The 26,279-nt window shown below is 63.9% G+C and carries 27 protein-coding genes; 12 read left to right on the top strand and 15 right to left on the bottom strand.

Annotation, left to right across the window (positions count from 1 at the left end; all coding sequences use genetic code 11):
* Nucleotides 1-1,203, top strand: a 1,203-nt coding sequence (locus INT12_RS17790) for a putative bifunctional diguanylate cyclase/phosphodiesterase (RefSeq protein WP_146015066.1), incomplete at its 5' end; no start/stop codon positions are given.
* Nucleotides 1,204-1,222: 19 nt separating this feature from the next.
* Here the strand turns inward: INT12_RS17790 and INT12_RS17795 are convergent.
* A complete protein-coding gene (locus tag INT12_RS17795) occupies nt 1,223-2,062 on the bottom strand; it encodes an AraC family transcriptional regulator (RefSeq protein WP_193058954.1) in 840 nt (279 codons plus the stop codon).
* Between the two features lie 83 nt (nt 2,063-2,145).
* Here INT12_RS17795 and INT12_RS17800 point away from each other — a divergent pair, with 83 nt between their 5' ends.
* The gene (locus tag INT12_RS17800) at nt 2,146-3,357 is read left to right on the top strand and encodes an MFS transporter (protein ID WP_193040272.1); all 1,212 of its coding nucleotides are present in this window, start codon (nt 2,146-2,148) and stop codon (nt 3,355-3,357) included.
* An 83-nt stretch (nt 3,358-3,440) separates the two neighbouring features.
* Here the strand turns inward: INT12_RS17800 and INT12_RS17805 are convergent, their stop codons facing one another.
* Nucleotides 3,441-3,863 carry an MAPEG family protein gene (locus INT12_RS17805; RefSeq protein ID WP_193040273.1) on the bottom strand — a complete coding sequence of 141 codons (423 nt, stop codon included), beginning with the start codon at nt 3,861-3,863 and terminating at the stop codon, nt 3,441-3,443.
* The gene (locus INT12_RS17810) at nt 3,856-4,161 is read right to left on the bottom strand and encodes a DUF2834 domain-containing protein (protein ID WP_017846441.1); all 306 of its coding nucleotides are present in this window, start codon (nt 4,159-4,161) and stop codon (nt 3,856-3,858) included. The genes INT12_RS17805 and INT12_RS17810 overlap by 8 nt, the downstream gene beginning before the upstream one ends.
* An 83-nt stretch (nt 4,162-4,244) precedes the next feature.
* Here INT12_RS17810 and INT12_RS17815 point away from each other — a divergent pair, with 83 nt between their 5' ends.
* Complete coding sequence (locus INT12_RS17815; RefSeq protein WP_102617547.1) at nt 4,245-5,033, top strand: helix-turn-helix domain-containing protein; 789 nt, start codon at nt 4,245-4,247, stop codon at nt 5,031-5,033.
* A 54-nt stretch (nt 5,034-5,087) separates the two neighbouring features.
* Nucleotides 5,088-6,797, top strand: coding sequence for an amidase (locus tag INT12_RS17820; RefSeq protein WP_185833580.1), 1,710 nt, complete (start codon nt 5,088-5,090; stop codon nt 6,795-6,797).
* Nucleotides 6,798-6,848: 51 nt separating this feature from the next.
* Here INT12_RS17820 and INT12_RS17825 read toward each other — a convergent pair whose 3' ends face one another.
* The 3 genes from INT12_RS17825 to INT12_RS17835 form a co-directional block, all read right to left on the bottom strand.
* Nucleotides 6,849-7,586 (bottom strand): CPBP family intramembrane glutamic endopeptidase, encoded by a 738-nt coding sequence (locus INT12_RS17825; protein WP_193040274.1) that lies wholly within the window; start codon nt 7,584-7,586, stop codon nt 6,849-6,851.
* Nucleotides 7,583-7,795, bottom strand: coding sequence for a DUF6434 domain-containing protein (locus INT12_RS17830; protein WP_102617550.1), 213 nt, complete (start codon nt 7,793-7,795; stop codon nt 7,583-7,585). The genes INT12_RS17825 and INT12_RS17830 overlap by 4 nt, the downstream gene beginning before the upstream one ends.
* A gap of 108 nt (nt 7,796-7,903) precedes the next feature.
* Entirely contained in the window at nt 7,904-9,229 is a 1,326-nt protein-coding gene (locus INT12_RS17835) for a PLP-dependent aminotransferase family protein (protein WP_046490998.1), read from the bottom strand.
* A 91-nt stretch (nt 9,230-9,320) separates the two neighbouring features.
* On the opposite strand from INT12_RS17835, the gene INT12_RS17840 reads away from it, so the two are divergent.
* From INT12_RS17840 to yghX, 3 genes are all read left to right on the top strand, one after another.
* Nucleotides 9,321-10,211 (top strand): DMT family transporter, encoded by an 891-nt coding sequence (locus tag INT12_RS17840; RefSeq protein WP_193040275.1) that lies wholly within the window; start codon nt 9,321-9,323, stop codon nt 10,209-10,211.
* Between the two features lie 83 nt (nt 10,212-10,294).
* On the top strand, nt 10,295-10,789 hold the full coding sequence (locus INT12_RS17845) for a PaaI family thioesterase (protein WP_193058955.1): 495 nt from the start codon (nt 10,295-10,297) through the stop codon (nt 10,787-10,789).
* Nucleotides 10,790-10,833: 44 nt separating this feature from the next.
* Nucleotides 10,834-11,721: a YghX family hydrolase gene (gene yghX / locus INT12_RS17850; protein WP_193040276.1), complete on the top strand. Its 888-nt coding sequence runs from the start codon at nt 10,834-10,836 to the stop codon at nt 11,719-11,721.
* Between the two features lie 64 nt (nt 11,722-11,785).
* Here the strand turns inward: yghX and INT12_RS17855 are convergent, their stop codons facing one another.
* Nucleotides 11,786-12,664: a LysR family transcriptional regulator gene (locus INT12_RS17855; RefSeq protein WP_177031456.1), complete on the bottom strand. Its 879-nt coding sequence runs from the start codon at nt 12,662-12,664 to the stop codon at nt 11,786-11,788.
* A 128-nt stretch (nt 12,665-12,792) separates the two neighbouring features.
* Here INT12_RS17855 and ampC point away from each other — a divergent pair, with 128 nt between their 5' ends.
* The gene (gene ampC / locus INT12_RS17860) at nt 12,793-13,947 is read left to right on the top strand and encodes a class C beta-lactamase (protein ID WP_104903306.1); all 1,155 of its coding nucleotides are present in this window, start codon (nt 12,793-12,795) and stop codon (nt 13,945-13,947) included.
* 34 nt (nt 13,948-13,981) lie between these two features.
* Here the strand turns inward: ampC and dctM are convergent, their stop codons facing one another.
* The 8 genes from dctM to INT12_RS17900 all read right to left on the bottom strand — a co-directional run bounded on the left by dctM (nt 13,982) and on the right by INT12_RS17900 (nt 22,522).
* Nucleotides 13,982-15,262 (bottom strand): C4-dicarboxylate TRAP transporter large permease protein DctM, encoded by a 1,281-nt coding sequence (gene dctM, locus INT12_RS17865; protein ID WP_017846452.1) that lies wholly within the window; start codon nt 15,260-15,262, stop codon nt 13,982-13,984.
* Nucleotides 15,262-15,894, bottom strand: coding sequence for a TRAP transporter small permease (locus INT12_RS17870; RefSeq protein ID WP_046490990.1), 633 nt, complete (start codon nt 15,892-15,894; stop codon nt 15,262-15,264). Before INT12_RS17870 ends, dctM begins: the two co-directional genes overlap by 1 nt.
* A gap of 81 nt (nt 15,895-15,975) precedes the next feature.
* Nucleotides 15,976-16,959, bottom strand: coding sequence for a TRAP transporter substrate-binding protein (locus tag INT12_RS17875; RefSeq protein WP_017846454.1), 984 nt, complete (start codon nt 16,957-16,959; stop codon nt 15,976-15,978).
* Nucleotides 16,960-17,115: 156 nt separating this feature from the next.
* On the bottom strand, nt 17,116-17,931 hold the full coding sequence (locus INT12_RS17880; protein WP_193040277.1) for an HpcH/HpaI aldolase/citrate lyase family protein: 816 nt from the start codon (nt 17,929-17,931) through the stop codon (nt 17,116-17,118).
* 14 nt (nt 17,932-17,945) lie between these two features.
* Nucleotides 17,946-19,142, bottom strand: a complete 1,197-nt coding sequence (locus INT12_RS17885) for a CaiB/BaiF CoA transferase family protein (protein ID WP_193040278.1) — start codon at nt 19,140-19,142, stop codon at nt 17,946-17,948.
* A gap of 9 nt (nt 19,143-19,151) precedes the next feature.
* Nucleotides 19,152-20,501: an MmgE/PrpD family protein gene (locus tag INT12_RS17890; RefSeq protein WP_193058956.1), complete on the bottom strand. Its 1,350-nt coding sequence runs from the start codon at nt 20,499-20,501 to the stop codon at nt 19,152-19,154.
* 10 nt (nt 20,502-20,511) lie between these two features.
* Nucleotides 20,512-21,675 carry an acyl-CoA dehydrogenase family protein gene (locus INT12_RS17895; RefSeq protein WP_193040279.1) on the bottom strand — a complete coding sequence of 388 codons (1,164 nt, stop codon included), beginning with the start codon at nt 21,673-21,675 and terminating at the stop codon, nt 20,512-20,514.
* A gap of 28 nt (nt 21,676-21,703) precedes the next feature.
* Nucleotides 21,704-22,522: a MaoC family dehydratase N-terminal domain-containing protein gene (locus INT12_RS17900; protein WP_046490981.1), complete on the bottom strand. Its 819-nt coding sequence runs from the start codon at nt 22,520-22,522 to the stop codon at nt 21,704-21,706.
* Nucleotides 22,523-22,751: 229 nt separating this feature from the next.
* Between INT12_RS17900 and INT12_RS17905 the strand changes: the two genes are divergently transcribed.
* From INT12_RS17905 to INT12_RS17920, 4 genes are all read left to right on the top strand, one after another.
* Nucleotides 22,752-23,642: a LysR family transcriptional regulator gene (locus INT12_RS17905; protein ID WP_046490979.1), complete on the top strand. Its 891-nt coding sequence runs from the start codon at nt 22,752-22,754 to the stop codon at nt 23,640-23,642.
* 33 nt (nt 23,643-23,675) lie between these two features.
* Nucleotides 23,676-24,164 carry a GFA family protein gene (locus tag INT12_RS17910; protein WP_104903310.1) on the top strand — a complete coding sequence of 163 codons (489 nt, stop codon included), beginning with the start codon at nt 23,676-23,678 and terminating at the stop codon, nt 24,162-24,164.
* Between the two features lie 94 nt (nt 24,165-24,258).
* Nucleotides 24,259-26,082 (top strand): serine hydrolase domain-containing protein, encoded by a 1,824-nt coding sequence (locus INT12_RS17915; RefSeq protein WP_193040280.1) that lies wholly within the window; start codon nt 24,259-24,261, stop codon nt 26,080-26,082.
* Between the two features lie 2 nt (nt 26,083-26,084).
* Entirely contained in the window at nt 26,085-26,279 is a 195-nt protein-coding gene (locus tag INT12_RS17920; RefSeq protein WP_186357318.1) for a hypothetical protein, read from the top strand.

The raw sequence follows: 26,279 nt of genomic DNA on the forward strand, positions 1-26,279 counted from the left end.
CTCACCCACCCTTTGGTCATGCTCAGCCTGGACCTGGATCGGTTCAAACCGGTCAATGACTTGCTCGGGCATGCCGCCGGCGACCGGGTGCTCAATGAGGTATCGAGCCGCCTCTCTGATTGCGTGCGCCACGGTGACCTGGTCGCTCGGGTCGGCGGCGATGAATTTGTACTGATCCTGATCGATGCCGGCGCCCAGGACGAAGTCGAAGCCCTGTGCCGGCGCTTGATCGAGTCCGTCGAGCGGGTGATCAGGGTCGACGAGCAGGACGTGTTCATCAGCGCGAGTATCGGCATCGCCCTCGCGCCCAATGATGCCAACGGCGTCACCGAGTTGTTGCGCTACGCCGATATTGCCTTATACGAAGCCAAGGCCGCCGGGCGCAATACCTGGCGTTTTTACTCCGGCGAAATGAACGCGCGGATCATCGAACGGCGCCGCCTGGAAAGCGACCTGCGGTTTGCGATCAAGCACGCAGAGCTGCGTCTGCACTTTCAACCGCGCTATCGCATCAGCGACGGGCAAATGGTCGGCGCCGAAGCGCTGGTGCGCTGGCAACACCCGGAGCGTGGCCTGATCGCACCGGACACGTTCATCCCGATTGCCGAGGAGTCGGGGTTGATCCTCTCGCTGAGCGACTGGGTGCTGGAAACCGCCTGCGCGTGCGCCGCGCAGTGGCCGGATGAGCTGTTTGTGTCGGTAAACCTGTCACCCACCGAATTCAAGCGCGGCAACCTGGTGGAGCGCGTGCGGTACGCCCTGAATAAGTCCGGCATCGAGCCAACGCGCGTGGAGCTGGAAATCACCGAAAGCGTGATGCTTGAAGATGCCGTCGGCGCGCTTGAAGTCATGCACACCCTCAAGCACCTGGGTATCCGCATCGCCATGGACGACTTCGGCACCGGCTATTCCTCACTGAGCTACTTGCGCGCGTTCCCGTTCGACGGGTTGAAAATCGATCGCAGTTTCTTGAACCGGCTGGAGGACAGCGCCGATGACAAGGCCATTGTGCAGGCGATTGTCGGCCTGGGACGCGCCCTGTCGCTGACAGTCACCGCGGAAGGAATCGAAACTGCCGAACACCTGGCACTGCTCAAGGCGGTGGCCTGTGACGAAGGCCAAGGCTACTTCCTCAGCCGACCGCTGGACGTCGACGCCTTCAACGGCCTGCTGGACGTGTGCGCAAGCACCCCGCCGTGTTAGCGCTCGACAGCGCCTTGCGCTAGCGGAAGAAATGACTCGGCGTCTTGCCGAACTGTTTCTTGAACATACTGGTAAAGGCGCTCGGGCTTTCATAGCCCAGCTCAAATGCCACATCGATGATCTTCTCGCCCACGGCTATGCGCTCCAGTGCCAGCAGCAACCGCGCTTGCTGGCGCCACTGGCCGAAGGTCAGGCCGGTTTCCCGGCGGCACAGGCGCTGGATGGTGGTCTGGTCCAGGCTCAGGCGCTCGCTCCAATCCGCCACGGTCGAGGCATCGCCCGGGTCGTCCTGCAACGCCAGGCAAATCCGGCGGATGCGCGGGTCTGCAGGCTGGGGCAAGGACAACGGCAAGGCCGGCAATAGCGCCAGTTCGTCGAGGATCAGGTGCATGATCCGCGCGTCGCGCGAATCCTCGGCATACGGCGGCTTCAAGCTGACCGATGCCTTGATCAGTTCGCTGAGCAGCGGTGAAATGCTGACGGCCTTGGTTTCGCTCGGCAGGTTCGGAAAACTCGCGGGGCGCACAAACACACTGCGCATTTTCAACGCCCCGACGCAGCGCAGCGAATGCACATGCCCACTGGGCATCCAGAAGCCGCGATTGGGTGGCACCGTCCACTGATTCTGCGCCGAATGCACCACCATCACGCCTTCGGTGGCGTACAGCAGTTGATGCTTCTCGTGGCTATGGTCGGGGATCACCCAGCTCTCCGGATAGTCGGTGGCCGAGCTGATGACGGCCCACTCGCCCTCATCGATATCCCGCAGAAATTTATCCAGTGTTTTGATGGCTTCGCCTCTTTTGCGATGTTTGCTGCCCGAATTTCGCGAGACAGGCGTTTTCGACAAATCTAGCATAAACGCCGAGTTCATCCATGGAGCGGCGGTTTAAATCATCGCTGCCCGTCCCCGTCGTTCACTGCCTTGTATGGAATGCCTGCATGTCGACCTTGACCGCGTCTCCCGCTGCCACCTCCAGCCCGTCCCAAGTCAGCCCCTTGGTCATGCGCGTCCTCGGCGCCTGCGCCCTGGCGCATTTGATCAATGACCTGATCCAGGCCGTGCTGCCCTCGATCTACCCAATGCTCAAGGCCAACTACGGGCTGAGCTTCACCCAGGTCGGCCTGATCACCCTGACCTTCCAACTGACCGCCTCCCTGCTGCAACCGTGGATCGGCTACCACACCGACCGCCACCCCAAACCCTGGCTGCTGCCGGCGGGCATGGTGTGTACCTTGATCGGCATCCTGATGCTGGCGTTTGTCGGCACCTTCCCGGCGATCCTGCTGGCGTCGGCGCTGATCGGCGTCGGCTCGTCGACCTTCCACCCGGAAACGTCGCGGGTGGCCCGCCTGGCTTCCGGCGGGCGCTACGGCCTGGCGCAATCGACCTTCCAGGTCGGCGGTAACGCCGGCAGCGCGTTCGGCCCACTGCTGGCGGCGGCGATCGTCATTCCCTACGGCCAGGGGCATATCGCCTGGTTCGGCCTGTTTGCGGTGTTCGCGATCCTGGTGCTGTATGGCTTGAGCCGCTGGTACCGCAACCACCTCAATTTGTTCAAGCTCAAGCAAGGCAGCAAAGCCACCCATGGCCTGTCGAAAGGCCGCGTGACCTTTGCCTTGGTGGTGCTGGCCTTGCTGGTGTTTTCCAAGTACTTCTACATGTCCAGCCTGACCAGCTATTTCACCTTCTATCTGATCGAGAAATTCAACCTGTCGGTCGCCAGTTCCCAGCTTTACCTGTTCCTGTTCCTCGGCGCGGTGGCCGCGGGCACCTTCTTTGGCGGGCCGATCGGCGACCGGATCGGACGCAGGACCGTCATCTGGTTCTCCATCCTCGGCGCGGCGCCGTTCACCCTGGCCCTGCCCTATGTCGACCTGTTCTGGACCGCGATGCTCAGCGTGGTGATCGGTTTCATCCTGGCGTCGGCGTTCTCCGCCATCGTCGTCTTCGCCCAGGAGCTGGTGCCAGGCAATGTCGGGATGATCGCCGGCGTGTTCTTTGGCCTGATGTTCGGCTTCAGCGGTATCGGCGCGGCATTGCTGGGGTTGCTCGCGGACAGCCATGGCATCGAGTACGTCTACACGCTGTGCTCGTTCCTGCCGTTGCTGGGGGTTCTGACGATTCTGTTGCCGTCGACCAAAGGCGTTTGATCGGTTGAGCCTGCCGGGGCATCCGGCGGCTCGATCGCACGGGGCCGGCGCCTACAGCTAGCGCTTGAGGCCGCCGGTGCCCTTCATATCATGTTCAACACGAGCATCGCGCCCAACCCGATCAGACACGCCGCGCCCACCCCATAGGCCAGCGTGCGCCAGGGCTGGCACTCCATCAGGTACATGAGCGTGTGTGCCACCCGCGCCAGGGTAAAAACCCCGAACAGCACCCCCGTGGCTACCGAAGCGGTGCCCGCCACGACACACAGCCCGCCGAGGACAAAAAACAGCGGAATGTTCTCCTGGTCATTGGCCCACGCCCTGGCGGCACGGCCGACTTGCGGCAGTTCGTCTGGCTGCGGCGCACGGTTGAAGAAAGCCGCATCTTCGGGGTTGGTGAACGCCCGCGCGCGCAGGCGGAAAAAACCCTGATAGCAGGAAATCGCCAGCATCTTCAGGCACAGCATCAACACGCACAGTGCGTAGACACGCAATAGCTCATTCATCCCGCAACCCCGTGATGACGATATAGAGCAGCGGCCCCACCGAAACGAACAGCGCCGTCAGCACCCAGTAAGGCAGCACCGACGCCACCGACCGCCCACGCCGCCGGGCGTCGCGGTACATCCACACACAAGCCAGCAGCGCCATCAGGTACAGGTCGATCACCACTTGCGCGGTGTCCGGGCGCGACAGCAATTGCCGGCCAAACGCCAGCAGCGACTGCTCCGCGGTCAGCATCGTTATCAGCGTATACAGCGAAAACCCGAGCAAACCGGCCAGGGCGATAAAGGGTCTGTGCATGGTCTCTTCCTTGAAGTGATCGAGGCCCACGATAGTGATAAGGTTCAGCCCCTCGCAATGACCTCGGAGGTCATGGTCACGCCATGGACAACCCTGCTACCGCCGGCGAACACTTGCGCCGGCTACGCCGCCAGGCGCAGTTGAGCCAGCTCGACCTGGCCCTGATCACCGGAGTCTCGCAGCGTCATCTCAGTTGCCTGGAAACCGGCCGCGCCAAGCCGAGCCCCGGCACCCTGCACAATCTGCTGAGCGCGCTGCAGGTGCCCCTCGACCAGTGCAACCGCGTATTCCTCGCCGCCGGTTTTGCCCCGCGTTATGCCGCCACCCCCCTCGCCTCGCCGGCCATGGCGGCCATTCGCGAAGCGGTCAGCCATGTGCTGCACGCCAACAACCCCGCCCCGGCGATTCTGCTCGGCAGTGAGTGGCAGGTGCTGGCGGCCAACACCAGCACTGCCGTGCTCTTTGGCTTGGTCGGGATCGACCCGGGCGCCGCCGATGGCGTGAACCTGCTGAGCACCCTGCTGCAATCGGGCGGCCTGGGCGATCACCTGATCAACGCCGAAGAGATCCGCACCCTCGCCTGGCAACGGGCAACCCGCGAGGCCTTGACCAACCCATCGTTGGCGGCGCTGCTGGCCAGCCTGCCGGTGCCCGCCCACACCGAACTGCCCAGCGACATGCCGCCACTGGTGTTGACCCGCGTGCGCTCGACCCAGGGCGAGCTGAACTTTCTATCGACCTTCACCACCTTCGGCATGCCCCAGGACATTACCCTCACCTCGCTGCGGATCGAGCATCTGATTCCCGCCGACGACTTCACATGGCAGGTCATGCGCAGCGCTTTCGAAGGTCATGCGGCGCTGGTTTTGTGAAATATCTGTCCGTAGACTGCCGCTATACCCCCACTTGAAGGCGGCGAAAAAAACCTGATGCAAGTTACCGAAGTCTCCATTGCCCAATTGCGCGCGGCGCTTGAGTCCGGCCAGACCACGGCCGTCGAACTGGTCCAGGCTTATCTGGCGCGGATCGACGCCTACAACGGCGCGCAGACCGCGACCGCGCTGAATGCCGTGGTGGTGCGCAACCCCGCAGCCCTGGACGAAGCCGAGGCGTCCGATGCACGCCGGGCCAAGGGCGCAACGCTGGGACCGCTCGACGGCATTCCCTATACCGCCAAGGACAGTTACCTGGTCAAGGGCCTCACGGCGGCGTCCGGCAGCCCGGCGTTCGCCAAACTGGTTGCCCAGCGCGACGCCTTCAGCATCGAACGGCTGCGGGCCGGTGGTGCCATCTGCCTGGGCAAGACCAACATGCCGCCGATGGCCAATGGCGGCATGCAGCGTGGCGTGTATGGCCGCGCGGAAAGCCCGTATAACGCCGCCTACCTGACGGCACCGTTTGCCTCCGGCTCGTCCAACGGCGCCGGCACCGCAACTGCCGCGAGCTTCGCGGCATTCGGCCTGGCGGAAGAAACCTGGTCGAGCGGGCGCGGCCCGGCGTCCAACAACGGCCTGTGTGCCTATACCCCGTCCCGTGGGGTGATTTCGGTGCGCGGCAACTGGCCGCTGACCCCCACCATGGACGTGGTGGTGCCTTATGCGCGCACCATGGCCGACCTGCTGGAAGTACTCGACGTGGTGGTCGCCGAAGACCCCGACACCCGCGGCGACCTGTGGCGCCTGCAACCTTGGGTGCCCATCCCCAGCGTCGCTTCGGTGCGCCCGGCGGCTTACGCTGAACTGGCCGCGACCGCCGCATCCCTCGCCGGCAAACGCTTTGGCGTACCGCGCATGTACATCAACGCCGACCCCGACGCCGGCACCAGTGAGAAACCCGGCATCGGTGGCCCGACCGGGCAAAAGATCATCACCCGCGCCAGCGTCATCGCCCTGTGGCAAGCCGCGCGCCAGGCCCTCGAGGCGGCCGGCGCCGAAGTCATCGAAGTGGACTTCCCCCTGGTGTCCAACTGCGAAGGCGACCGCCCGGGCGCACCGACGGTGTTTACCCGTGGCCTGGTGTCCAAGGAGTTCCTCCACGATGAGTTGTGGGAACTGTCCGCGTGGGCCTTCGATGACTTCCTGCGCGCCAATAACGACCCGAACCTGAACCGCCTGGCGGATGTCGACGGGCCGAAGATTTTCCCCCATGACCCCGGCACCTTGCCCAACCGTGAAGACGAACTGGCCGCCGGCATGGACGAATACGTGCGGATGGCCCAACGCGGGATCACCCCGTGGAACCAGATCAGCACCCTGCCCGACGGCCTGCGCGGCCTCGAACAGACCCGGCGCATCGACCTCGAAGACTGGATGGATAAGCTCGGCCTCGATGCCGTGATCTTCCCCACCGTCGCCGACGTCGGCCCTGCCGATGCCGATGTGAACGAAGCGTCCGCCGACATCGCCTGGAGCAATGGCGTGTGGGTGGCCAACGGCAACCTTGCCATCCGCCACTTGGGCGTGCCGACCGTTACCGTGCCGATGGGCGTGATGGCGGATATCGGCATGCCGGTCGGGCTGACCTTTGCCGGGCGCGCCTATGATGACTCCAGGTTGCTGCAGCTGGCGTCAGCGTATGAAGCCACCGGCAGCAAACGCCTGATTCCGCCGCGCACGCCGGCGCTCACGCCACGCTGACGCGCGGTCCAAAGGTGGGAGCCACCGCTCCCACCTGGTTGCGCTGCTCACTCAGGCAACCAGAGGCACGGCAATCAACAGGATCGCCGTGCCATGGGCGAGCGTCGCGGCCAACACACCATGACGCATGCGCAACAACGCGCAGGCCAGCCCTTCGATCAGGGTAAACAGCAACACCGGCCAGCCCAATTGAGTGATGCTCAGGGCCAGGAACGCATGGCAGGCCGCGAACGCCACGCCGCTGATCAAGGCCGCCCGCAGTGGCGTCAGTTGTTGCTCCAGATAGCCCTGCAGATAACCGCGAAACAACACCTCTTCCAACGCATTGGCGCCATAGGCCAATACCACCATGCCTGGCAACCACACCCAGTAGTCGTGGATCGCTTGCGTATCCACGCCCTGGTAAAGCCGCAGCGGTACGCCGATCAGGCAGCCCACCGCCAGGCCCCTCGCCAGTCCGACGGCGCAATTGCCCTTGGACCACAAGACCAGCCGCGACAAGTCCGGCGCCACCCACGCGAGCCCGGCAACCAGCAACAGCGATAGACCGCCCAGCGCCGCCAGCACAAAGGTGTTGGCGGTGAATGCTATCTGCACATCGTCACTGAGCGCCCACATGCGCAACGGCGTCATCGCATCGCGCATCAGCACAAACGCCGCCAACAGAATCAGGATGCGGATCGCCGTCATCGACCTGGGTGTGAGCGCGAACCACGCGCCGAACAGCAGCAGGCCTGGCGTCAAATGGATGCCGTAGTTAACCAGTGCCACCATGCCTTGAGTAATCATAAGCCGGCGTTTCGACGCTGCCACTCATCCACCATATCGCCCAGGGTTTTGGCCGTGTCGTTGCGAATCCAGGCCATGAATGCGCGGTCGAACTTAAACCCCGGGCCGCAGTGTTCAAGCATGAAACGGCGCACGTTCTGGGTGTTTTTGTAGCGCGGGGTGATCGGGGTGCTGCGGGTGATGGGGTCGCTGTGCCAATTAAATTCCATTTTTTCTCACAAGGCGGTTTGTTGTTTTCGCCGTAGCATAGCGATGTGCCACTTAAGCAGGAAGTGCCGGATAGCGTCAGCACGCATGGTGAGCCGCCTAAGCCCGGCTCACCACGCCACCACCTTGCGTACCGCCAGTAAGGCCTCGCGCAGCGCCGTCATGTCCACCGAGCCCAACGCCAGGCGCAGCGCATGCGGTACATGGGCGGATACGGCAAACGGTTCGGCGGTGGACACGGCGATATTTTCGCGCTGCAAGGTCATGGCGATCTGATCGGCGCGGGCCTCTTCCGCCAGGGGCAACCAGAGAAAATACGACGAAGGATGGCTGATGTACGTCAGCCCCTTCAGCACCTGTGCCGCCAATGCCTGGCGCGCCCGGGCATCCTGGCGTTTCTGTGCTTCCAGTTGAGCCACCGTGCCGTCGTCGAGCCAGGCCACGGCAATCGCGCTCATTACCCCCGGCACATTCCAAGTCGTGGCCATGATGCTGCGTTCCAGGGCCTTCACCCACGCCGCCGGGGCTGACACAAAGCCGACCCGCAGGCCGGTGGCGACGCTTTTCGAAAAGCCGCCGACATACACCGTGCGTTCCGGCGCGAGGGTCGCCAACGGTGGTGGCGCGTGTTCTGCCAGAAATGCGTAGGCCGCGTCCTCGATGATCATCAGGTTGTGCTGACGGGCGATGGCTACCAGGTGTTCGCGTTGCTCCAGGCTCATCACCCAACCCAGCGGGTTATGCACGGTCGGCATGCTATACACCGCGCGGACCGGATGCTTGCGACACAGGCTGTGCAGATGATCGAGGTCGGGGCCGCTGGCGGTGAGCGGGATCGCCAGCATTTCCAGGTGCAGGGTCTCGGCCAGCACCTTGAAGCCTGAATAGGTCAGCGCGTCGACGGCAATCACATCCCCCGGTTTGAGCAGCGCCATCAGCGTCACGGCCAACCCATGTTGCGCGCCGCTGACCAGCAGCACCTGATCGGCCTCGACCGTCAGCCCTCGACTCAGCAGATGGCGCGCCACCGCCGCGCGTTCATGCTGGCGCCCGGCGTGGGGCTGGTAACGCAGTAACGCTTGCAGATCGCCCGACAGCGCCAGTTGACGCAATGCCGTGCGCAGCAGCTCGGCCTGGCCCGGCAATGACGGGTAGTTGAAATTCAGATCCAGCATGCCCGGCGCCACATTCATCTGCCCACTGCCCTGCCCCGGCGGCAGCGAGATCTCGCGCACGAAGGTGCCGCGACCGGTTTCACCGCTGACCAGGCCCATCGCCGCCAGCTCGCTGTACACGCGGCTCGCGGTGACCAGCGCGAGGCCGTGGCGCGCGGCCAATTGGCGATGGGTGGGCAGACGCTCGCCGGGCGACAGCCTGCCGCTGCGGATGTCCTCGGCGAAGGTGTCGACCAGGTTTTTGTAACGGGCGCGGGGCATGGGCGATGTATCCATGACAATTTTTTGATTGTCTTAATCTTCCTGCCTAGCATGGCCCGCACGCAACCTCTCCTTTTTTCGGGCCCCCTTCATGGAACAGACCTCACCGTTCAATCCCCTGGCCAACAGCACCCAGGGTTGGATCAATGGCTTTATCGGCGTGGTGATTTTCAGCGGTTCGTTGCCGGCGACGCGCCTGGCGGTGATGGAATTCGAACCGGTGTTCCTCACCCTGCTGCGCGCCACCCTGGCCGGCGTGTTGGCGTTGTGCCTGTTGGCTTTTTTCAAGGAAAAACGCCCAACACGCGCGCAATGGCTGCCCCTGGTCATCGTCGCCCTCGGCGTGGTCATCGGCTTCCCCTTGCTGACGGCGCTGGCCCTGCAATACGTGACGTCCGCGCACTCCATCGTGTTTATCGGCCTGTTGCCGCTGGCCACGGCGCTCTTTGGCGTACTGCGCGGCGGTGAGCGGCCACGCCCGGTGTTCTGGTTGTTTTCGATCCTGGGCAGCGCGCTGGTGATGGGGTATGCCGTCGCCCAGGGCCTGAGCGCCGCCCCGGCCGGCGACCTGCTGATGCTGTTGGCGGTGCTGGTGTGCGGCCTGGGTTACGCCGAGGGCGCCAAGCTGTCGCGCAGCCTGGGCGGCTGGCAAGTGATCTGTTGGGCGCTGGTGGTGTCGTTGCCGGTGACGCTGCCATTGAGCCTGATGCTCGCGCCGCCGACCTTCACCGGCATCAGCCTGCCGGCGTGGCTGAGCCTGGGCTATGTGGCGCTGTTCAGCATGTTGATCGGGTTTGTGTTCTGGTACCGCGGGCTGGCCCAGGGCGGCATCGCCGCGGTCGGCCAGTTGCAGTTGCTGCAACCGTTCTTCGGCCTGGCGCTGGCGGCGGGCCTGCTGCATGAGCAGGTCAGCCTGGGCATGGTGCTGGTGACAGTCGCGGTGATCGGCTGTGTGGCCGGGGCCAAGCGGTTTGCGCGCTAGCGTCTGCGGCGATGGCATTATTCCCATCCGGCGCGCGTCCTGTTAAACAGGACAGCCCCCTCCCAGAATAATAAGGACTTGGCATGCACACCCCGTCACTGCAAGACACCACCGCCCCCGAAGGCATCTGCTACGGCTGCGGCGGCAGCAACCCCCATGGCCTGCATATCAAGAGCCGCTGGGACGCCGACGGCATTCACGTGGTCGCCGAGCACCAACCGGAAGCGAAATACAGCGGCTGGCCGGATCGGGTCTACGGCGGCCTGATCGCCATGCTGGTGGACTGCCACTCGAACTGGACCGCCATGGCCTACCACTACCGCGCCGAACAACGCGAACCCGGCAGCCTGCCGCGTATCGACTGCGTGACCGGGCATCTCGGGATCAAATTCATCAAGCCCACGCCCCTGGGTGTCACGCTGACCTTGCGTGCCCGGGTCGAGGGCGATGTGGGGCGTAAAAGCCGCGTGGTCTGCGAGGTATACGCCGGCGATGTGCTCACGGCGATCGGCGATTCGGTGTTTGTGCGCGTCGATACCGGGCAACTGGCCGCCGCCGCCCACGCTCGCAACGCGTGATCCTGGTCTACATTGACTGGCACCGCTAATCGAGGACTGCACCGATGACTCGTCTCACCGCGAAAGACTTCGCCCCCGAACTGCTGGAGCTCTACGACGGCTACGCCCACGGCAAGATCAACCGCCGCGAGTTTCTCGACCGCGCCGCACTGTTCACCTTCGGCGGGCTCACCGCGTCGGCGCTGCTCGCCGCCCTGAGCCCCAACTATGCGCTGGCCGAGCAAGTGAAATTCACCGACCCGGACATCGTCGCGGACTACATCACCTACCCTTCGCCCAAGGGCAACGGCACGGTGCGCGGCTATCTGGTGCGCCCGGCCAAGGCCACCGGCAAAATCCCCGCCGTGGTCGTGGTGCATGAAAACCGCGGCCTCAACCCGTATATCGAAGACGTCGCCCGGCGCCTGGCCAAGGCCGGCTTTATCGCCCTCGCGCCGGATGGCCTGACATCCGTGGGAGGCTACCCCGGCAACGATGAAAAAGGCGTAGCGCTGCAACAAAAAGTCGACCCGGCCAAGCTGATGAACGACTTCTTCGCCGCCATCGAGTGGCTGATGCACCACGACAACAGCACCGGCAAAGTCGGGATTACCGGCTTCTGCTATGGCGGCGGCGTGGTCAATGCTGCAGCCGTGGCCTACCCGGAACTGGGCGCTGCCGTGTCATTTTACGGGCGGCAGCCAGAGGCCAAGGACGTGCCGCGCATCAAGGCACCGATCATGCTGCATTACGGCGAACTGGATACGCGGATCAACGAAGGCTGGCCGGCCTATGAAAAGGCCCTGAAGGCCGCGGGCACTACCTATGAAGCGTATATCTACAAGGGCGCCAACCACGGTTTTCACAACGACTCGACGCCGCGTTATGACGAGGCGGCGGCGAACCTGGCGTGGCAGCGCACGCTGGGGTGGTTCAACAAATACCTGGCCTGACCGCCTCTGAATGTGTAGAGGTTAGCCGCCGACAAATGTTTCATTTTGCTTCTTGATGAAAATTTCAGCCCTGCGCCGCCATCACCGTCAGCCAGGCCTTGAACGCCAGCATCGCCGAGGTTTCGGCGCGTGACTGCAGGCGCGTCAACCAATAGCTGCCGGTGCTGATGCCCACGTTGAAGGGCTGGCGGATCGCATCACTTTCCAGTTGTCGCGAGAACATCAGCGCAGGGGCCAACGCCACACCGACACCCTGCAACGCTGCTTCCATCATCGCCAACGATGAGTCAAACACGATGCTGCGCGGCACCAGGGTGTCGGCAGGCAGCCCGGCGGCCTGGAACCACAGGTTCCACTCATCGGCGCGATAGGAGCGCAGCACCGTGTGCTTCAACAGCTCGGCTGGCGTGTGTAACTGCTCGGCGATTGACGGCACGCAAAGCACCGTCAGCGGCGCTTCGAACAATGGGCAGGCGTCGGTGCCATGCCAGGCCCCGGCGCCGAAACGGATCGCGTAATCCAGGCCTTCGGCGGCGACATCGACACGGTTGTTGTGCGTCGACAGGCGCAGGTCGATAAACGGGTAGCGGCGCTGGAAGTCCGCCAGGCGCGGCAGCAGCCAGCCCACCGCAAAAGTGCCGACCGCACCGACGCTGAGCACTTCGCGGTAGTGCCCGCCTTCGAACTGGCCCAGGGTGTGGGCAATGCGGTCGAAGGACTCGCGCAGCACCGGCAACAACGTCTCGCCTTCGCGGGTCAGCATCAGGCCACGCGGCAGGCGTTTGAACAGGGTGACGTTCAGTTGCGCCTCCAGGCTCTTGACCTGGTGGCTGACCGCCGCCTGGGTGACACACAACTCAATGGCGGCCCGCGTAAAACTCAGGTGCCGGGCGGAGGCCTCGAATGCGCGCAGGGCATTGAGAGGCAGATGGGAACGCAGCATGCTTGCCCCTAATTTTTCTAATGGCTGGTGCGAAATATCATCGTTTGCCCAGGCCCGGCGAACTGTCTACCTTTGGCACGCCCGCGCAGGCTGTTCATTCAATCGATCATACTCATGGAAGCGATATCATGCCCCAACAAGCGGTATTTGGAGTGCGTCATTTAACGGCGCTGGCAATGTTTCTCGGCGCCGGCCAGTGCCTGGCCGCCACCGACCTACAGGCCGTGGTAGACGCCAGCGTCAAGCCGCTGATGCAGCAGCAGGCCATTCCCGGCCTGGCGGTGGCGGTGGTGCAGAACGGCAAGGTGCAATACTTTAACTACGGCATGGCATCGAAAGAAACGCAGCAACCGGTCAACCAAAACACCTTGTTCGAAATCGGCTCAGTGAGCAAAACCTTCACCGCAACCCTGGGCGGTTACGCCCAGGCCATCGGCAAGCTCACGCTGTCGGACAAGGCCAGCCAATACTGGCCTGCGTTGGCCGGCAGCGCCTTTGACCGCATCAGCCTGCTGCAACTGGCGACCTACACCCCCGGCGGCCTGCCGCTGCAGTTTCCGGATGCCGCCGACAACGCCGACGCCATGCTCGGCTACTTCCAGCGCTGGAAACCCAGCTACGCCCCGGGCGCGCAACGTCTCTATTCCAACCCGAGCATCGGCCTGTTTGGCTACCTCGCGGCGCGAAGCCTGGGCCAGCCGTTCAATGTCGCCATGGAGCACACCCTGCTGCCCAGGCTGGGGTTGAGCAACACCCACCTCAGCGTGCCCACCGCGCAATCCGGCGAGTACGCCCAAGGCTACGACAAGCAGCAGAAACCCGTCCGTGTAAGCCCTGGCGCACTGGACAACGAAGCCTACGGCATCAAGACCAGCACCCACGACCTGGCGCGCTATGTGATCGCCAACCTGCACCCGCAAACCCTGGAAAAGCCGCTGCAACAAGCCATCGCCAGTACCCACGCTGGTTATTACCGCGTGAACGGCATGACCCAGGGCCTGGGCTGGGAGTACTACCCCTACCCCATTGCCCTGCAAGCGCTGATTGACGGCAACTCGACACCGATGGCCATGGAACCTCACCGTCCCGATTGGCTGGCGACGCCGCAAGCGCAACCGGCCAACGTGCTGTACAACAAAACCGGCTCAACCGCAGGCTTTGGCGCGTATGTGGCGTATGTGCCAAGCAAGGACATGGGCGTGGTGATCCTGGCGAACAAGAACTATCCGAATGCCGAGCGGGTCAAGGTCGCCCATGCGATCCTGAGCGCGCTGGATCACTGAGCAAGGTGGGAGCCAGGCTCCCACATCGTGAGGTCTACATCCCCAGCCAGTGCGGCAGCGCCAGCGAGATGAACGGCAGGTAGGTGACCATGATCAGGAACACCAACAGGATCATCAGCCACGGCATCGCCGCACGAATGGTCTGCCCCAGCGTCAAGCCGGTCACCGCCGAGGTCACGAACAGGTTCAAGCCCACCGGCGGGTGGACCAGGCCGATTTCCATATTCACCACCATCACGATCCCCAAGTGAATCGGATCGATGCCCAGCTTCATCGCGATCGGGAAGAAGATCGGCGCCAGGATCAACACGATCGCCGACGGTTCCATGAAACTGCCGGCGATCAGCAAGACCACGTTGACCATGATCAGGAAGCCGATCGGCGTGAGCCCTTCGGACAGCACCCAGGCGGTGATTTCCTGGGGGATCTGTTCGGTGGTCAACACATGGGCGAAGAGCATCGCATTGGCGATGATAAACATCAGCATGATCGCCAGCCGCCCGGACTCCAGCAGCACCTTGGGACAGTCGCGCAAACTCATGTCCTTGTAGACGAACAGCGCGACAAACGCCGAGTACACCGCTGCCACCGCCGCAGCTTCGGTCGGGGTGAACATCCCGCTGTAGATGCCACCGAGGATGATCACCAGCAGCAGCAAGCCCCAGAATGCGCGGCGCGCGCAGGCCAGCCACTCGCGAAAGCTCGCCCGTGGCTGCGCCGGCAGCTTCTTGATGCGCGCCACAATATAGATCGCGACCATCAGCATCAGGCCCAGCAGCAGCCCCGGGATCACCCCGGCCATGAACAACTTGCCGACCGACGTTTCCGTGGCGGCCGAATACACCACCATCACGATCGACGGCGGAATCAGGATGCCCAGGGTGCCGGCGTTGCAGATGATGCCCGCGCCGAACGCCTTCGGGTAACCGGAGCGCACCATCCCGGCCACCGCAATCGAACCGACGGCCGCCACGGTGGCCGGTGACGAACCGGACAGCGCGGCAAACAACATGCACGCCAACACCGCCGCAATCGCCAGGCCGCCACGGATATGCCCGACACACGCATTGGCGAAGTCGATCAGCCGCTGCGCCACGCCGCCGGTGGTCATGAACGCACCGGACAGCAGGAAGAACGGAATCGCCAGGAAGGTATAGGCATCCGAGGTTTCGAACAGCTTGATCGCCAGGGAACTCACCGAGTCCTGGCTGAACATCAGGATCGACACCGCGCCGGACAATCCGAGGGAAATCGCGACGGGCACACCGAGGAACATGAACACAAACAACAGCAGAAACAGACAGAGCACGGCCATCAGTGACGCTCCTCATGGCCGCCGGCCAATTTGCTCGCCTCACCGGCCTCGTCGGCCAGCCCCAACCCGACCTGGCGGTGGGTGAACAGGCGATAGAAAATTTCCAGGTAGCGGATAAACACCAGAGCAAAACCGACCGGCACGATGAGCACGATGTCGCCGACATCGATGCCGAACTGGTCGAGGTCTTCGGCGCCGATGTGTGCTGTCATCACCGCACTCACCCACCTGTAACTGGCGACCATGAACAGCCCGGCATAGGCCAGGCAGCACAGGCAGGCAAGCATCCCAAGCAAGCGCTGCACCCGGCGTCCGGTCAGCTTGACCAGCGCATCCACCCCAAGGTGGCCGGCGGTACGCACGCCGTAGGAAATGCCGAAGAAAATCAGCCAGCCGAACATGGCCTTGGTCAGCGCCACGCTCCAGGTCATGTCCTGGGCCCAGGTCATGCTGCCGTCGCCCAGGGCGTTGAAAAAATGGCTGCTCCAGGCCCACTTGTCGGACAGGGCAAAGAACAGCGTGTAGATGTTGTTGAGCATGACGTAGACGAATGTCACCAGGGTCATGGCGGCCAGCAGGAAGGCAATGACGCCTTCCTCCAGGTGCTCCCAGACGCGCCTGAGCGTTTGCATGGCAAAACCTCGCGAAGCGGGAATAGGTTTCAGAGTGGAAACCGGATCAACCTGTGGGAGGGATCTCGGTATGCCCCGGCATTACAGGTTGGACGCATCCGCCGCCTTGATCAGGTCAGCCCCGATCTCGCCTTCGAACATCTGCCAGACCGGGCGCATGGCTTCGCGCCATTGCTGGCGTTGCGCGGGGGTCAGTTCGATGATTTCGCTGGTCTTGGCGTCGACGATCTTCTGTTTGGCCGACTGGTTCAGCGCCTCGGCCTGCTTGTTCACCTCAACGGTGACCTCGGCCATGATCTGCTCCAGGGTGCTGCGCACATCCGCTGGCAGGCCGTTCCAGAACTTCGCGTTGGTGATCACCATGTAGTCGATCAGGCCATGGTTGGACTCGGTGAAGTACTTCTGCACCTCGTTGACCTTCTGGCTTTCATAGTTCGACCAGGTGTTTTCGGTGCCGTTGACCGTACCGGTCTGCAAGCCCTGGTAGACCTCGGCAAAGCTCATCTTGCGCGGGTTGGCGCGGATCGCCTTGAACTGTTCTTCAAGCACGCTGGAGGCTTGCACGCGGAACTTCAGGCCACGGGCGTCCTTGGGTTCGTGCAGGGCTTTGTTGGCCGACAACTGCTTGAGACCGTTGTGCCAATAGGCCAGGCCGAGGATGTTCTTGTTCTGCATCGAGGTCAGTAACTGCTTGCCTTGGGCGGCCTGGAAGCGGTCGACGGCGGCCAGGTCGTTGAACAGGAACGGCAGGTCATAGATCTGCACCTGTCTGGTGTATTGCTCGAACTTGGCCAGGGACGGCGCGAGCATCTGCACATCGCCCAACAGCAGCGCTTCCATTTCCTTGCCATCGCCGAACAGCGACGAGTTCGGGTACACCTCGACCTTGACCACGCCCGGCAGGCGTTCTTCGGCAAGTTTCTTGAACAGCAATGCGCCCTGGCCTTTGGGCGTGTTTTCGGCAACCACATGGGCGAACTTGATCACAATCGGGTCCGCCGCCTGGGCCAGGCCCGCGACGAACAAGGTGGCGGCGCAGAACAGCGCCCGGGAGAGCTTGAGCATGGGAAATCACCTTCTTATTGTTGTGTTGTAGGGCAAGGTGCCTGATATGGCGCGTGTAGTGAATTTCGAGTTTTTGATACCTGCGTTCGGCTTAGATGAACGCCAACCTGAACGAAAATGCAGATCCTCTCTCGCCTCTGGCTTCGGCTGCGCCCGTCAGCGCCGGGCGGCGAGCAGCCGTTGTGCGCGCAACAGAACCGGGGCATCCACCATCTGCCCATCGATCTGATACGCGCCGGCCCCGTGGGCTCCGCCCGCCACCACGCGCTTGGCCCAGGCCAAGTCTGCGGCGCTCGGAGCCAAGGCCGCATGGATCACCGCCACCTGCCGGGGATGGATGCACAGCGCGCCGGCAAAACCCATTTCATAGGCATGCCGGATCGAGCGGCGCAGGCCTTCGGGGTCGTCGATGGCCGGGTGGACGCCGTCCAGCGGGGCCACCAGGCCGGCGGCGCGGGAATGCACGATCAGCGCCAGGCGCGCCTGGTCCAGGGCAAAGTCAGCCGCTGGCGAAGGGCTGCTCAGATTCAAGTCGAGCGCCAGGTCCAGGCCGCCGAACGACAGGCGCTCCACCTGCCGCGCATGGGCAATCGCGGCCACCGCCAGCAGGCCCTTGGCGCTTTCGATAATCGGCCAGATCCGTTTGCCGGCGGCGGCCACCACCGCGACCTGGGCGGCACTTTCGACTTTCGGCAGCAGCACGCCCGCCACGTTTGCATGGGCGCTGCAGAACGCCACATCGTCAGCGTGTTCGGCGTGCTCTGGCGCGTTGATCCGCACCCACACCCGGGCGTCGGGGTGGGCGCGCAAAAACGCGCCAAGGTTCTCCCGCGCCTGCCGCTTGAGCGGCTCTTCCACCGCGTCTTCAAAATCCACAATCACCGCGTCGGCACCGCTGGCCAGCGCTTTGGAAAACCGCTCCGGGCGGCTGCCGGGAACGAACAGGGCTGAACGGACTACAGGCGTTGGCATCATCACACTCCTTGTCAGATAACGCCGCGCGCGCGCAGGTCGTCGATGGTTTCGCCCGAATAACCGAGCTGATCGAGAATGCCCTGGCTGTGCTGGCCTAACGCAGGCACCGCATCCATGCGCGGGCTGAATGCCGTATTACGCGCTGGCGGCAACAGCGCTGGCAGCGGACCGGCCGGGCTCGCGACTTCGCGCCAGCTGTCACGTGCCTTGAGTTGCGGGTGGTCCCACACGCCGTGCATATCGTTGACGCGGGCACTGGCGATCTGCGCATGTTCCAGGCGCTGGATGACGGCCTCGGCGTCGAGTCGGGCGAAGCTGTCGACGATGATCCGGCGCAGCGCCTCGCGGTTGGCCGAGCGCTTGAAGTTGGCGCAGAAGCGCTCGTCCGTGGCCAACGCCGGGGTGAGCAGCACCTTGTCGCAGAACGCCGCCCATTCGCGCTCGTTCTGCAAGCCGAGCATCACCGTACCGCCGTCGCCGGTGGGAAACGGTCCGTAGGGATAAATCGTCGAATGCGCCGCTCCGGCACGCGGCGGTGGCGGTGCTCCGTCGAAGGCGTAGTACATCGGGTAGCCCATCCACTCCACCAGGCTTTCCAGCATGCTCACGTCGATACGGCTGCCCTCGCCGGTCTTGCCGCGCAACAACAGCGCCGAGAGGATGCCGCTGTAGGCGTACATGCCGGCGGCGATGTCGGCGATGGAGCAACCGGCCTTGGCCATCTGGTCGTCAGCGGGCCCGCCGGTCACCGACAGAAAGCCGCCCTCGCTCTGGATCAACAGGTCATAAGCCTTCTTTTGCGCGTAGGGCCCGCCTTCGCCATAGCCGGAAATATCGCAGACGATCAAGCGCGGGAAGCGCGCATGCAGCGTCTCGAACGACAGGCCCATGCGCGCCGCCGCACCGGGTGCGAGGTTCTGCACCAGTACATCGGCGTCGGCGAGCAAGCTGTCGAGAATGGCGCCCGCCGCGTCTTGCTTGAGGTCCAGGGTCAGGCTTTCCTTGGAGCGGTTGGTCCACACGAAATGCGACGCCAGGCCGCGCACGCGTTCGTCATAGCCACGGGCGAAGTCACCGCTGCCGGGGCGTTCGATCTTGATCACACGCGCGCCGAGATCGGCCAATTGGCGTGTGCAAAAGGGTGCGGCGATCGCATGTTCCAGGCTGACAACGGTGATACCGTCCAGCGGTCGTTGATTAGCAGTCATGACGATTCCTCAAAGCCAATGGGCCATGCACGGGGTGTTGCGCAGCTGCCAGACCTTGGCGATCAACGCGTCGGCCTCGGCCGGGGTGCGTGCGCCGCTGAACTGGCTGAGGCGCTGGAATTTATCCGCCAGCTCGGCGCGGCTCAGGCTGTTGCCGGGGTCGCCCTTGGGCTCGTCGATAGCGCCGTGCAGCGTGCGGCCATCCTCGGTGGTGACGGTGACGCGGCCCAGCCAACGCTGCGGATAGGCGTCGTCGACTTCGCGATCAAGGGTCATGCTGACCTTGTCGCGAAAGGCCGAGACGGCGGGATCGCTCAGTGCCAACGTGTGGAACTCAACCAGCCCGGCCTTGCCATGCACGGCGATCAGGCCCAGCACGGTGCCCATGGAAAACTTGGCCTGGTGAACGCTGGCCGGCGTAGTGACGCGCCCCAGCACATCGATGGCGCCCTGATGCACGCGGGTCTGCACCTTGGCGATCGCGGCGGCATCGAGGCCTTCACGCTGCATCAACTGCAGCAGCGCATCGGCGGCAGGATGGGTGTGGCGACACGAGGCATGGACCTTGAACGAGGTTTCCAGCAGCGCCCAGCGCCGGCCGAGGTCGGCGGACAGCTTGTGCGGTTCGGCATCGCTGGACATCCCGGCCGCCAGGCCCTGGTCGCCTTCGAGGATATTGCGCGCGCCGGTCAGCCCGTCCGCCGTCAGGTACGCGGCGAGCAAGCCATCCGCCGCCGCCTTGGCCGTGTGCAATTGCTTGGAGTCGGCGGCATCGCGCAAAAACTCCCACAGCCCGGCAGCCTGGGTGCCGGCGCTGCCGAGCAGGTTGATGAATTGCTCCTGATCGAACCCCAGCAATTTGCCCACGGCCACCGCCGCCGCCAAGGTGCCGACGGTCGCGGTGGTGTGGAAGATGCGGTAGTGGGAGCGGCCCATGAATTCGCCGATGCGAATTCCGGCTTCATAACCGGCCACCGCGGCCAGCAGCAGTTCGCGGCCGGATTTGCCGAGGTCCTGGGCCGCCGCCAGGGCTGCGGGAAAGACCACCGTCGCCGGGTGCAGCACCGAGCTGTTGTGCAGGTCATCCTGCTCCACCAGGTGCGACGAGGCGCCGTTGACCAACGCGGCGAAATACGCGCTGCTGCTGCGGCCATTGACGATCACCTGCGCCGGGCCGCTGCTCGGCCCCATTTTCTGCGCGTAGCGTTCAAACAGCGGGATCGGGTGCGCGCCCTGGCTGGCGAGCGCCGACGCCAGCCAATCGAGAAAAAGGTCTTCGGTGCGCGCCAGCACCGGTTCGGGCAACTGCGCATAGGTCAATTCGGCGAGGAACCGACACAGGGCTTGGGTATGGCTCATGTTCAGGCGCTCAGAAACTGCGTGGCAGCTCGAGCAAGTGCTCGGCCACGTAGGACAGGATCAGGTTGGTGGAGATCGGCGCCACCTGGTACAGGCGGGTCTCGCGGAATTTGCGCTCCACGTCGTACTCGCAGGCAAAACCAAAGCCGCCGTGGGTTTGCAGGCACGCATTGGCCGCCTCCCAGGACGCCTTGGCCGCCAGGTACTTGGCCATGTTCGCGCTGGCCCCGGCAGGCGCGCCACGGTCGTATTCCTCGCAGGCACGCCAGCGCATCAGGTCGGCCGCTTCGATTTCGATATGCGCTTCGGCAATCGGAAACTGCACGCCCTGGTTCTGCCCGATGGGCCGGCCGAACACCACACGGTCGCGGGCATAGGCGCTGGCCTTTTCGATAAACCAGCGGCCATCGCCGATGCACTCGGCGGCGATCAGGGTGCGCTCGGCATTCAGGCCGTCGAGGATGTACTTGAAGCCCTTGCCCTCTTCGCCGATCAGGCTGTCCAGAGGCAGTTCGAGGTTGTCGAAGAACAGCTCGTTGGTTTCGTGGTTGACCATGTTGGCGATGGGTTGCACGGTCAGGCCGTTGCCGATCGCCTCGCGCAGGTCCACGAGGAAGATCGACATGCCTTCGGACTTTTTCTTCACGTCGGCCAGCGGCGTGGTGCGCGCCAGCAGGATCATCAGGTCGGAATGCTGCACCCGCGAGATCCAGACTTTCTGGCCGTTGATCACGTACTTATCGCCGCGCTTGATCGCGGTGGTCTTGATCCTGGTGGTGTCGGTGCCGGTGCTGGGCTCGGTGACGCCCATCGATTGCAGTCGCAATTCGCCGCCGGCCAGCTTGGGCAGGTAGAAGCGTTTTTGCGCGGCGCTACCGTGGCGCAGCAGGGTGAACATGTTGTACATCTGGCCGTGGACGGTGCCGGAGTTACCGCCGCAACGGTTGACCTCTTCAAGGATCACCGACGCTTCAGCCAGGCCGAGGCCGGAGCCGCCGTACTCTTCCGGGATCATCGCCGACAGCCAGCCGGCGGCGGTCAAGGCCTTGACGAAGGCATCGGGGAACGCTTTTTCTTCGTCGATCCGACGCCAGTACGTCGCATCGAATTCGGCGCACAAAGCGCGCACGCCTGCGCGGATGGCATTGAGTGCTTCATTGTCATTCGGGTTCATTAACGGCTCTCCGCCTGTTGTTCTGGTGTTATTCGAAATGCACACGGGCCTGCTGGGCCAAGCCATCGTGATTACCGGCCCACAGCTCTGCCACGCCGGCTTGGCTGATACGCCCGGCGACTTCAAACGGTTGCGCAGCGATCAGCGGGCGCACGCCGCGATAGTCGAAACGGCGCACCGTGGCGCGGGGATGGGCCCGACAAAAGGCGCGCAGGCTCAACGTGGCGATCAACGGCCCATGCACCACCAGGCCCGAATAGCCTTCCGTGCCGGTGACGTAGGGATAGTCGTAGTGAATGCGGTGGCCGTTGAAAGTCACAGCGCTGTAGCGGAACAGCAGGGTCGGCGTCGGCTCGATCGCTTCGCACCACTCACCCGCCGCCAGCGCAGCGCCGTTGCCCGGCTTGGGTGGGGTCGGTTCGCGGTAGACGATGTCTTGTTCTTCGCGGATCGCCAGGCGGCCGTCCTGGGTGTAGTCATGGCGCACGGTGACAAACAGCAACGCACCGGTGCGGCCGGTCTTTTCTTCGACCTGGGTGATGGTCGACACACGGCTGGCCGCCTCGCCCGCACGCAGCGGATGCAGGAACTCGAGACGCCCACCGGCCCACATGCGATTGCGGTTATCCGCCGGCGGCAGGAAGCCGCCACGGGCCGGGTGGCCGTCGGTGCCCAGGGCCGATTCCGGCAGCGGGTCCTGGAAGAAACACCATTGCCACAACGGCGGCACCGCCGCGCCGTGTTCGGGCACGGGCTCGCCGAATGTCGCGGCGATGCGTGTGAGCAGGTTGTGGCTCAGGTGGTCGTGGGCAGTTTCGCTTCGGCCGATCCAATCAGTGGCGCTCATCGGGTGCAGGTCCTCGGGCTGTGAATGTGTGCCCCGGATCATGCAAGCGCCCGACCGTTCTGAGAATTTGCATTTCAATAAGCCAGCGTTCGGCTATGCTGAACGCCACGCATTGATGGGCAACGGGCTTGCTTCGGTTGGTTGGCATTTTCATCGCCGGCACACTGTCAGCGCAGGCAAGCCCCGCACCGCCGTTGCACCGAACAGCCCTGTCCACCCCGGAGCCGCCATGCACTTCGATCTCGCCGACCTGCGCCTGTTTATCCATATCGCCGAATCACCCAGCCTGACCCAGGGTGCCAAGCGCGCCTTCCTCTCGCCGGCGGCTGCGAGTGCGCGCATCAAGGCCCTGGAAGGCCAGTTGGAAACACGTCTGTTGTACCGCGACAGCCGCGGCGTGGAGATCACCCCGGCAGGCGAGCGGCTGCTGCACCATGCGCGGCTGATCATGCGCCAGGTGGACTACCTGAAAAGTGAGTTCACCCAATACGGCGTCGACTCCGCCGGGCATATCCGCATCTTCGCCAACACCACGGCGGTCACTGAGTTTCTTCCCGAAGTGTTGGCCGGTTTCCTCTCCCAGCGGCCCGGTGTCACTGTCGACCTGCAGGAGCGCCTGTCCCGCGACATCGTGCGCGGCGTGCTCGATGGCACCAGCGACATGGGCATCATCGCCGGCCCCGTGGAGGCCGCGGGCCTGCAGGTGCTGCACTTCAGCACCGATAAACTGGTATTGATGGTGCCCGTGGGCCACCCCTTGGCGGACCAACCCTCGGTGACGCTGGAACAGACCCTCGCCTACCAGCATATCGGCCTGCACGAAGGCAGCACCTTGCTGAGCTTCCTGCGCGAGCACGTCGAGCGGGTCGGCAAGCAGTTGTCGCTGCGCATCCAAATGTCGAGTTTCGAGGCGATCTGCCGGATGGTCGAGGCGGGCGTAGGCATTGGCATCATCCCGGAATCCGCCGCCGTGCGGCACAGCCGGACCATGCAGTTGGTGGCGGTGAAACTGGATGAGCCGTGGGCGATTCGCGAACGCAGTATCCTGGTGCGCGAGCTGGAAGCGCTGCCGGGGACCATTCGTGCCCTGATCGCGACCTTGATGCCGCAAAGCGCCTAGACTCCAGAGTCACCTTGCCAGAGGAGACTGCCCATGCAACTCGAAGGTTCCTGCCATTGCGGTGCTGTGACGTTCAGCCTGACCAGCGCCCACCCCTACCCTTACCAACGCTGCTATTGCTCGATTTGCCGCAAGACCCAGGGCGGCGGCGGTTACGCGATCAACCTCGCGGGCGACAGCAACAGCCTGAAAGTGCGCGGGCGCAAGCTGATCTCGATCTACCACGCCAGGCTCAAGCCCGAAGGCGCCAGCCGCGCCCATGCCAGCAGCGCCGAGCGGCATTTCTGTTCACAATGCGGCAGCGCGCTATGGCTGTTCAGCCCGCAATGGCCGGAGTTGATCCATCCGTTTGCCTCGGCCATCGACACACCGTTGCCGGTGCCGCCGCAGCACACGCACCTGATGCTCGGTTCCAAGGCGCCCTGGGTCGAAGTCAGCGTGCGCAAGGGCGACCTGCAGTTCGATGAATACCCGGAAGAATCGATTGCGCAGTGGCATGAGCGGTTGGGGTTGGCGCGTTAACAGTCTTTGACAGTTTTCCGACAAAGCTTGCAAAGATTGTCGGACAGCCCTTCCCTAGCATTCGAGCATCCAAACAACCATCCGGGTGCTCTTCATGTTTCGCACATTGCGCGGTATTCCGCTGCTGGGCTGCCTGCTCGGCAGTATCGGTTGCCATGGTCAACCGCCTGCCCCGCCGCCGATCCCCAACGGCGACTACAACGCGATCATTCGCTATCTACAAACCCGCATTCCGTGGGAGATGGCCCGGGAGCAGGTGCCCGGGCTGTCCATCGCCCTGGTCAATGGCCAAGAGTTGATCTGGGCCAGTGGTTTCGGCGTGGCCGACAAGGCCCGGGGCGTACCGGTGACGCCGAATACGGCATTTCGCGCCGGCGCGATCTCCAAGCTCCTCACCGCCACCGCCGCGCTGCAACTGGTGGAACAACAGCAACTGGCCCTTGACGCACCGATCCAGCAAACCTTGCGCGAGTTCTATGTGCGCTCGCGCTTCCATGACGACCAGGCCGACGCCGACCGCGCCATCACCCTGCGCCGCTTGCTCAGTCATCAGTCGGGCTTGCCCAGCGAACACCTGCGCGGCCTGCGCAACACCTTCGCCATGGGCCAGATGCCAATGCGTATGTCGGGCGTGTGGCTGAGCACCCCGCCGGGTTCGCAGGTGGCCTACTCGAATCTCGGCTATGCGCTGGTGGGTGCGGCTATCGAACGCAGTAGCGGCAAGGCATTCGAGACCCAGTTGCAAAACAGCCTGTTCAAGCCGTTGAAGATGAACCAATCGAGTTTTGTCGGCGTCAGCGCGCACATGCCCCACCGCGCGCTCGGCTATCAGGACGGCAGCGCGAGCACCGATGCCCAGGTGCGCGACCTCGCCGCCAGCGGCTTGTGGACCAGCCCCAAGGACCTCAGCCGCTACGTACAGATGCTGTTCGCCCAAGGCCTCTACAACGACACCCGCGTAATGGACCGCGCTTCCATCGAGCAGATGTTTACCCAACAAAATATCGGCAACGTGCTGGACTTCGATTGCCAGATGGGCCTGGGCTGGTTTCTCTCGCCCTGTGGCGACAAGCCGGTCAGCCCCGGCATACGCACGTTCCAGCACAGCGGCGGGGGCGACGATTTTGCCGCGCAGGTGACGGTGCTGCCGGACCAGCAGTTGGCAGTGATCATCATGGCCAACGACAGCAACGCCGAAGACATGGTGGTCGCGCTGAGCACCGACACCCTGCGCCTGATGCTCCAGGCGCAAACCGGCGCGCCGGTATGCGCCGACGCCTGCCAGGCGCCCAAGCACGGGGGTAAGTTGCGCCAGGTGCCCGCCGCCATCGACCGTAAGCGCCTGGCCGGGTTCTACGCCACGGCCTGGGGCGTATTCCGGATCAGGGATACCCCTACGCGATTGTCCGGCGAGTTGGCCGGATACACCTTCGAACTGCTGCGCGATGAAGACGGCTGGTTGCGCGCGCAGCAAAAAGTCCTGGGGTTCTGGCTCAAGGATCTCGGCGGGCTGGGCCGCGTGCAACTGGACGTGGTGACGGTGCAAGGCCGGCAGATACTCACCGCGCGCAGTCACGGCCAGCGGGTGGCCGTGGGCGAACGCATCGACCCGCTGCCCCTGCCACTGGCCTGGGCCGACACCGTCGGCACCTATCAAGTGCTCAGCACCCACGAACCCGACGCGCCACTCAGCGGCATCAGCGTGCGCCTGGAAGAAGGCTTCCTGGTGATTCGCGGCCAACTGCACGACAAGCCGCTGACCGATTACATCCTGCTGCCCGTGGACCACGCCCATGCCGTGCTTGCCGGCAACGGCTATGGCCTGGGCGACACCGTCAGCCGCCAGGTCAACGGCCTCAGCGCCTCGGGCTACGCCTTCAAACGCACGCAGTCGCCCCATAAGCCCTTGATTTTCTAACCATGGATGCACCTGCTTATGCGCTCGAAACACCTTTGCCTGTCCATCAGCTCAGTGTGCCTGTTGAGGGCGCCGACAAGGCCCTGGGAAAAATCAAATCGCGCACGCAATTGGGCGTGAGTGCCAGCTATGACTTGGGCGGTGTGACTGTCGGCACAGCAGTCTGCGGCTTTTTGCAATCGCCCTCCCGTACCTGA

The sequence above is a fragment of the Pseudomonas sp. K8 genome, assembly GCF_014889455.1.
Classification (GTDB): Bacteria; Pseudomonadota; Gammaproteobacteria; order Pseudomonadales; family Pseudomonadaceae; genus Aquipseudomonas; species Aquipseudomonas veronii.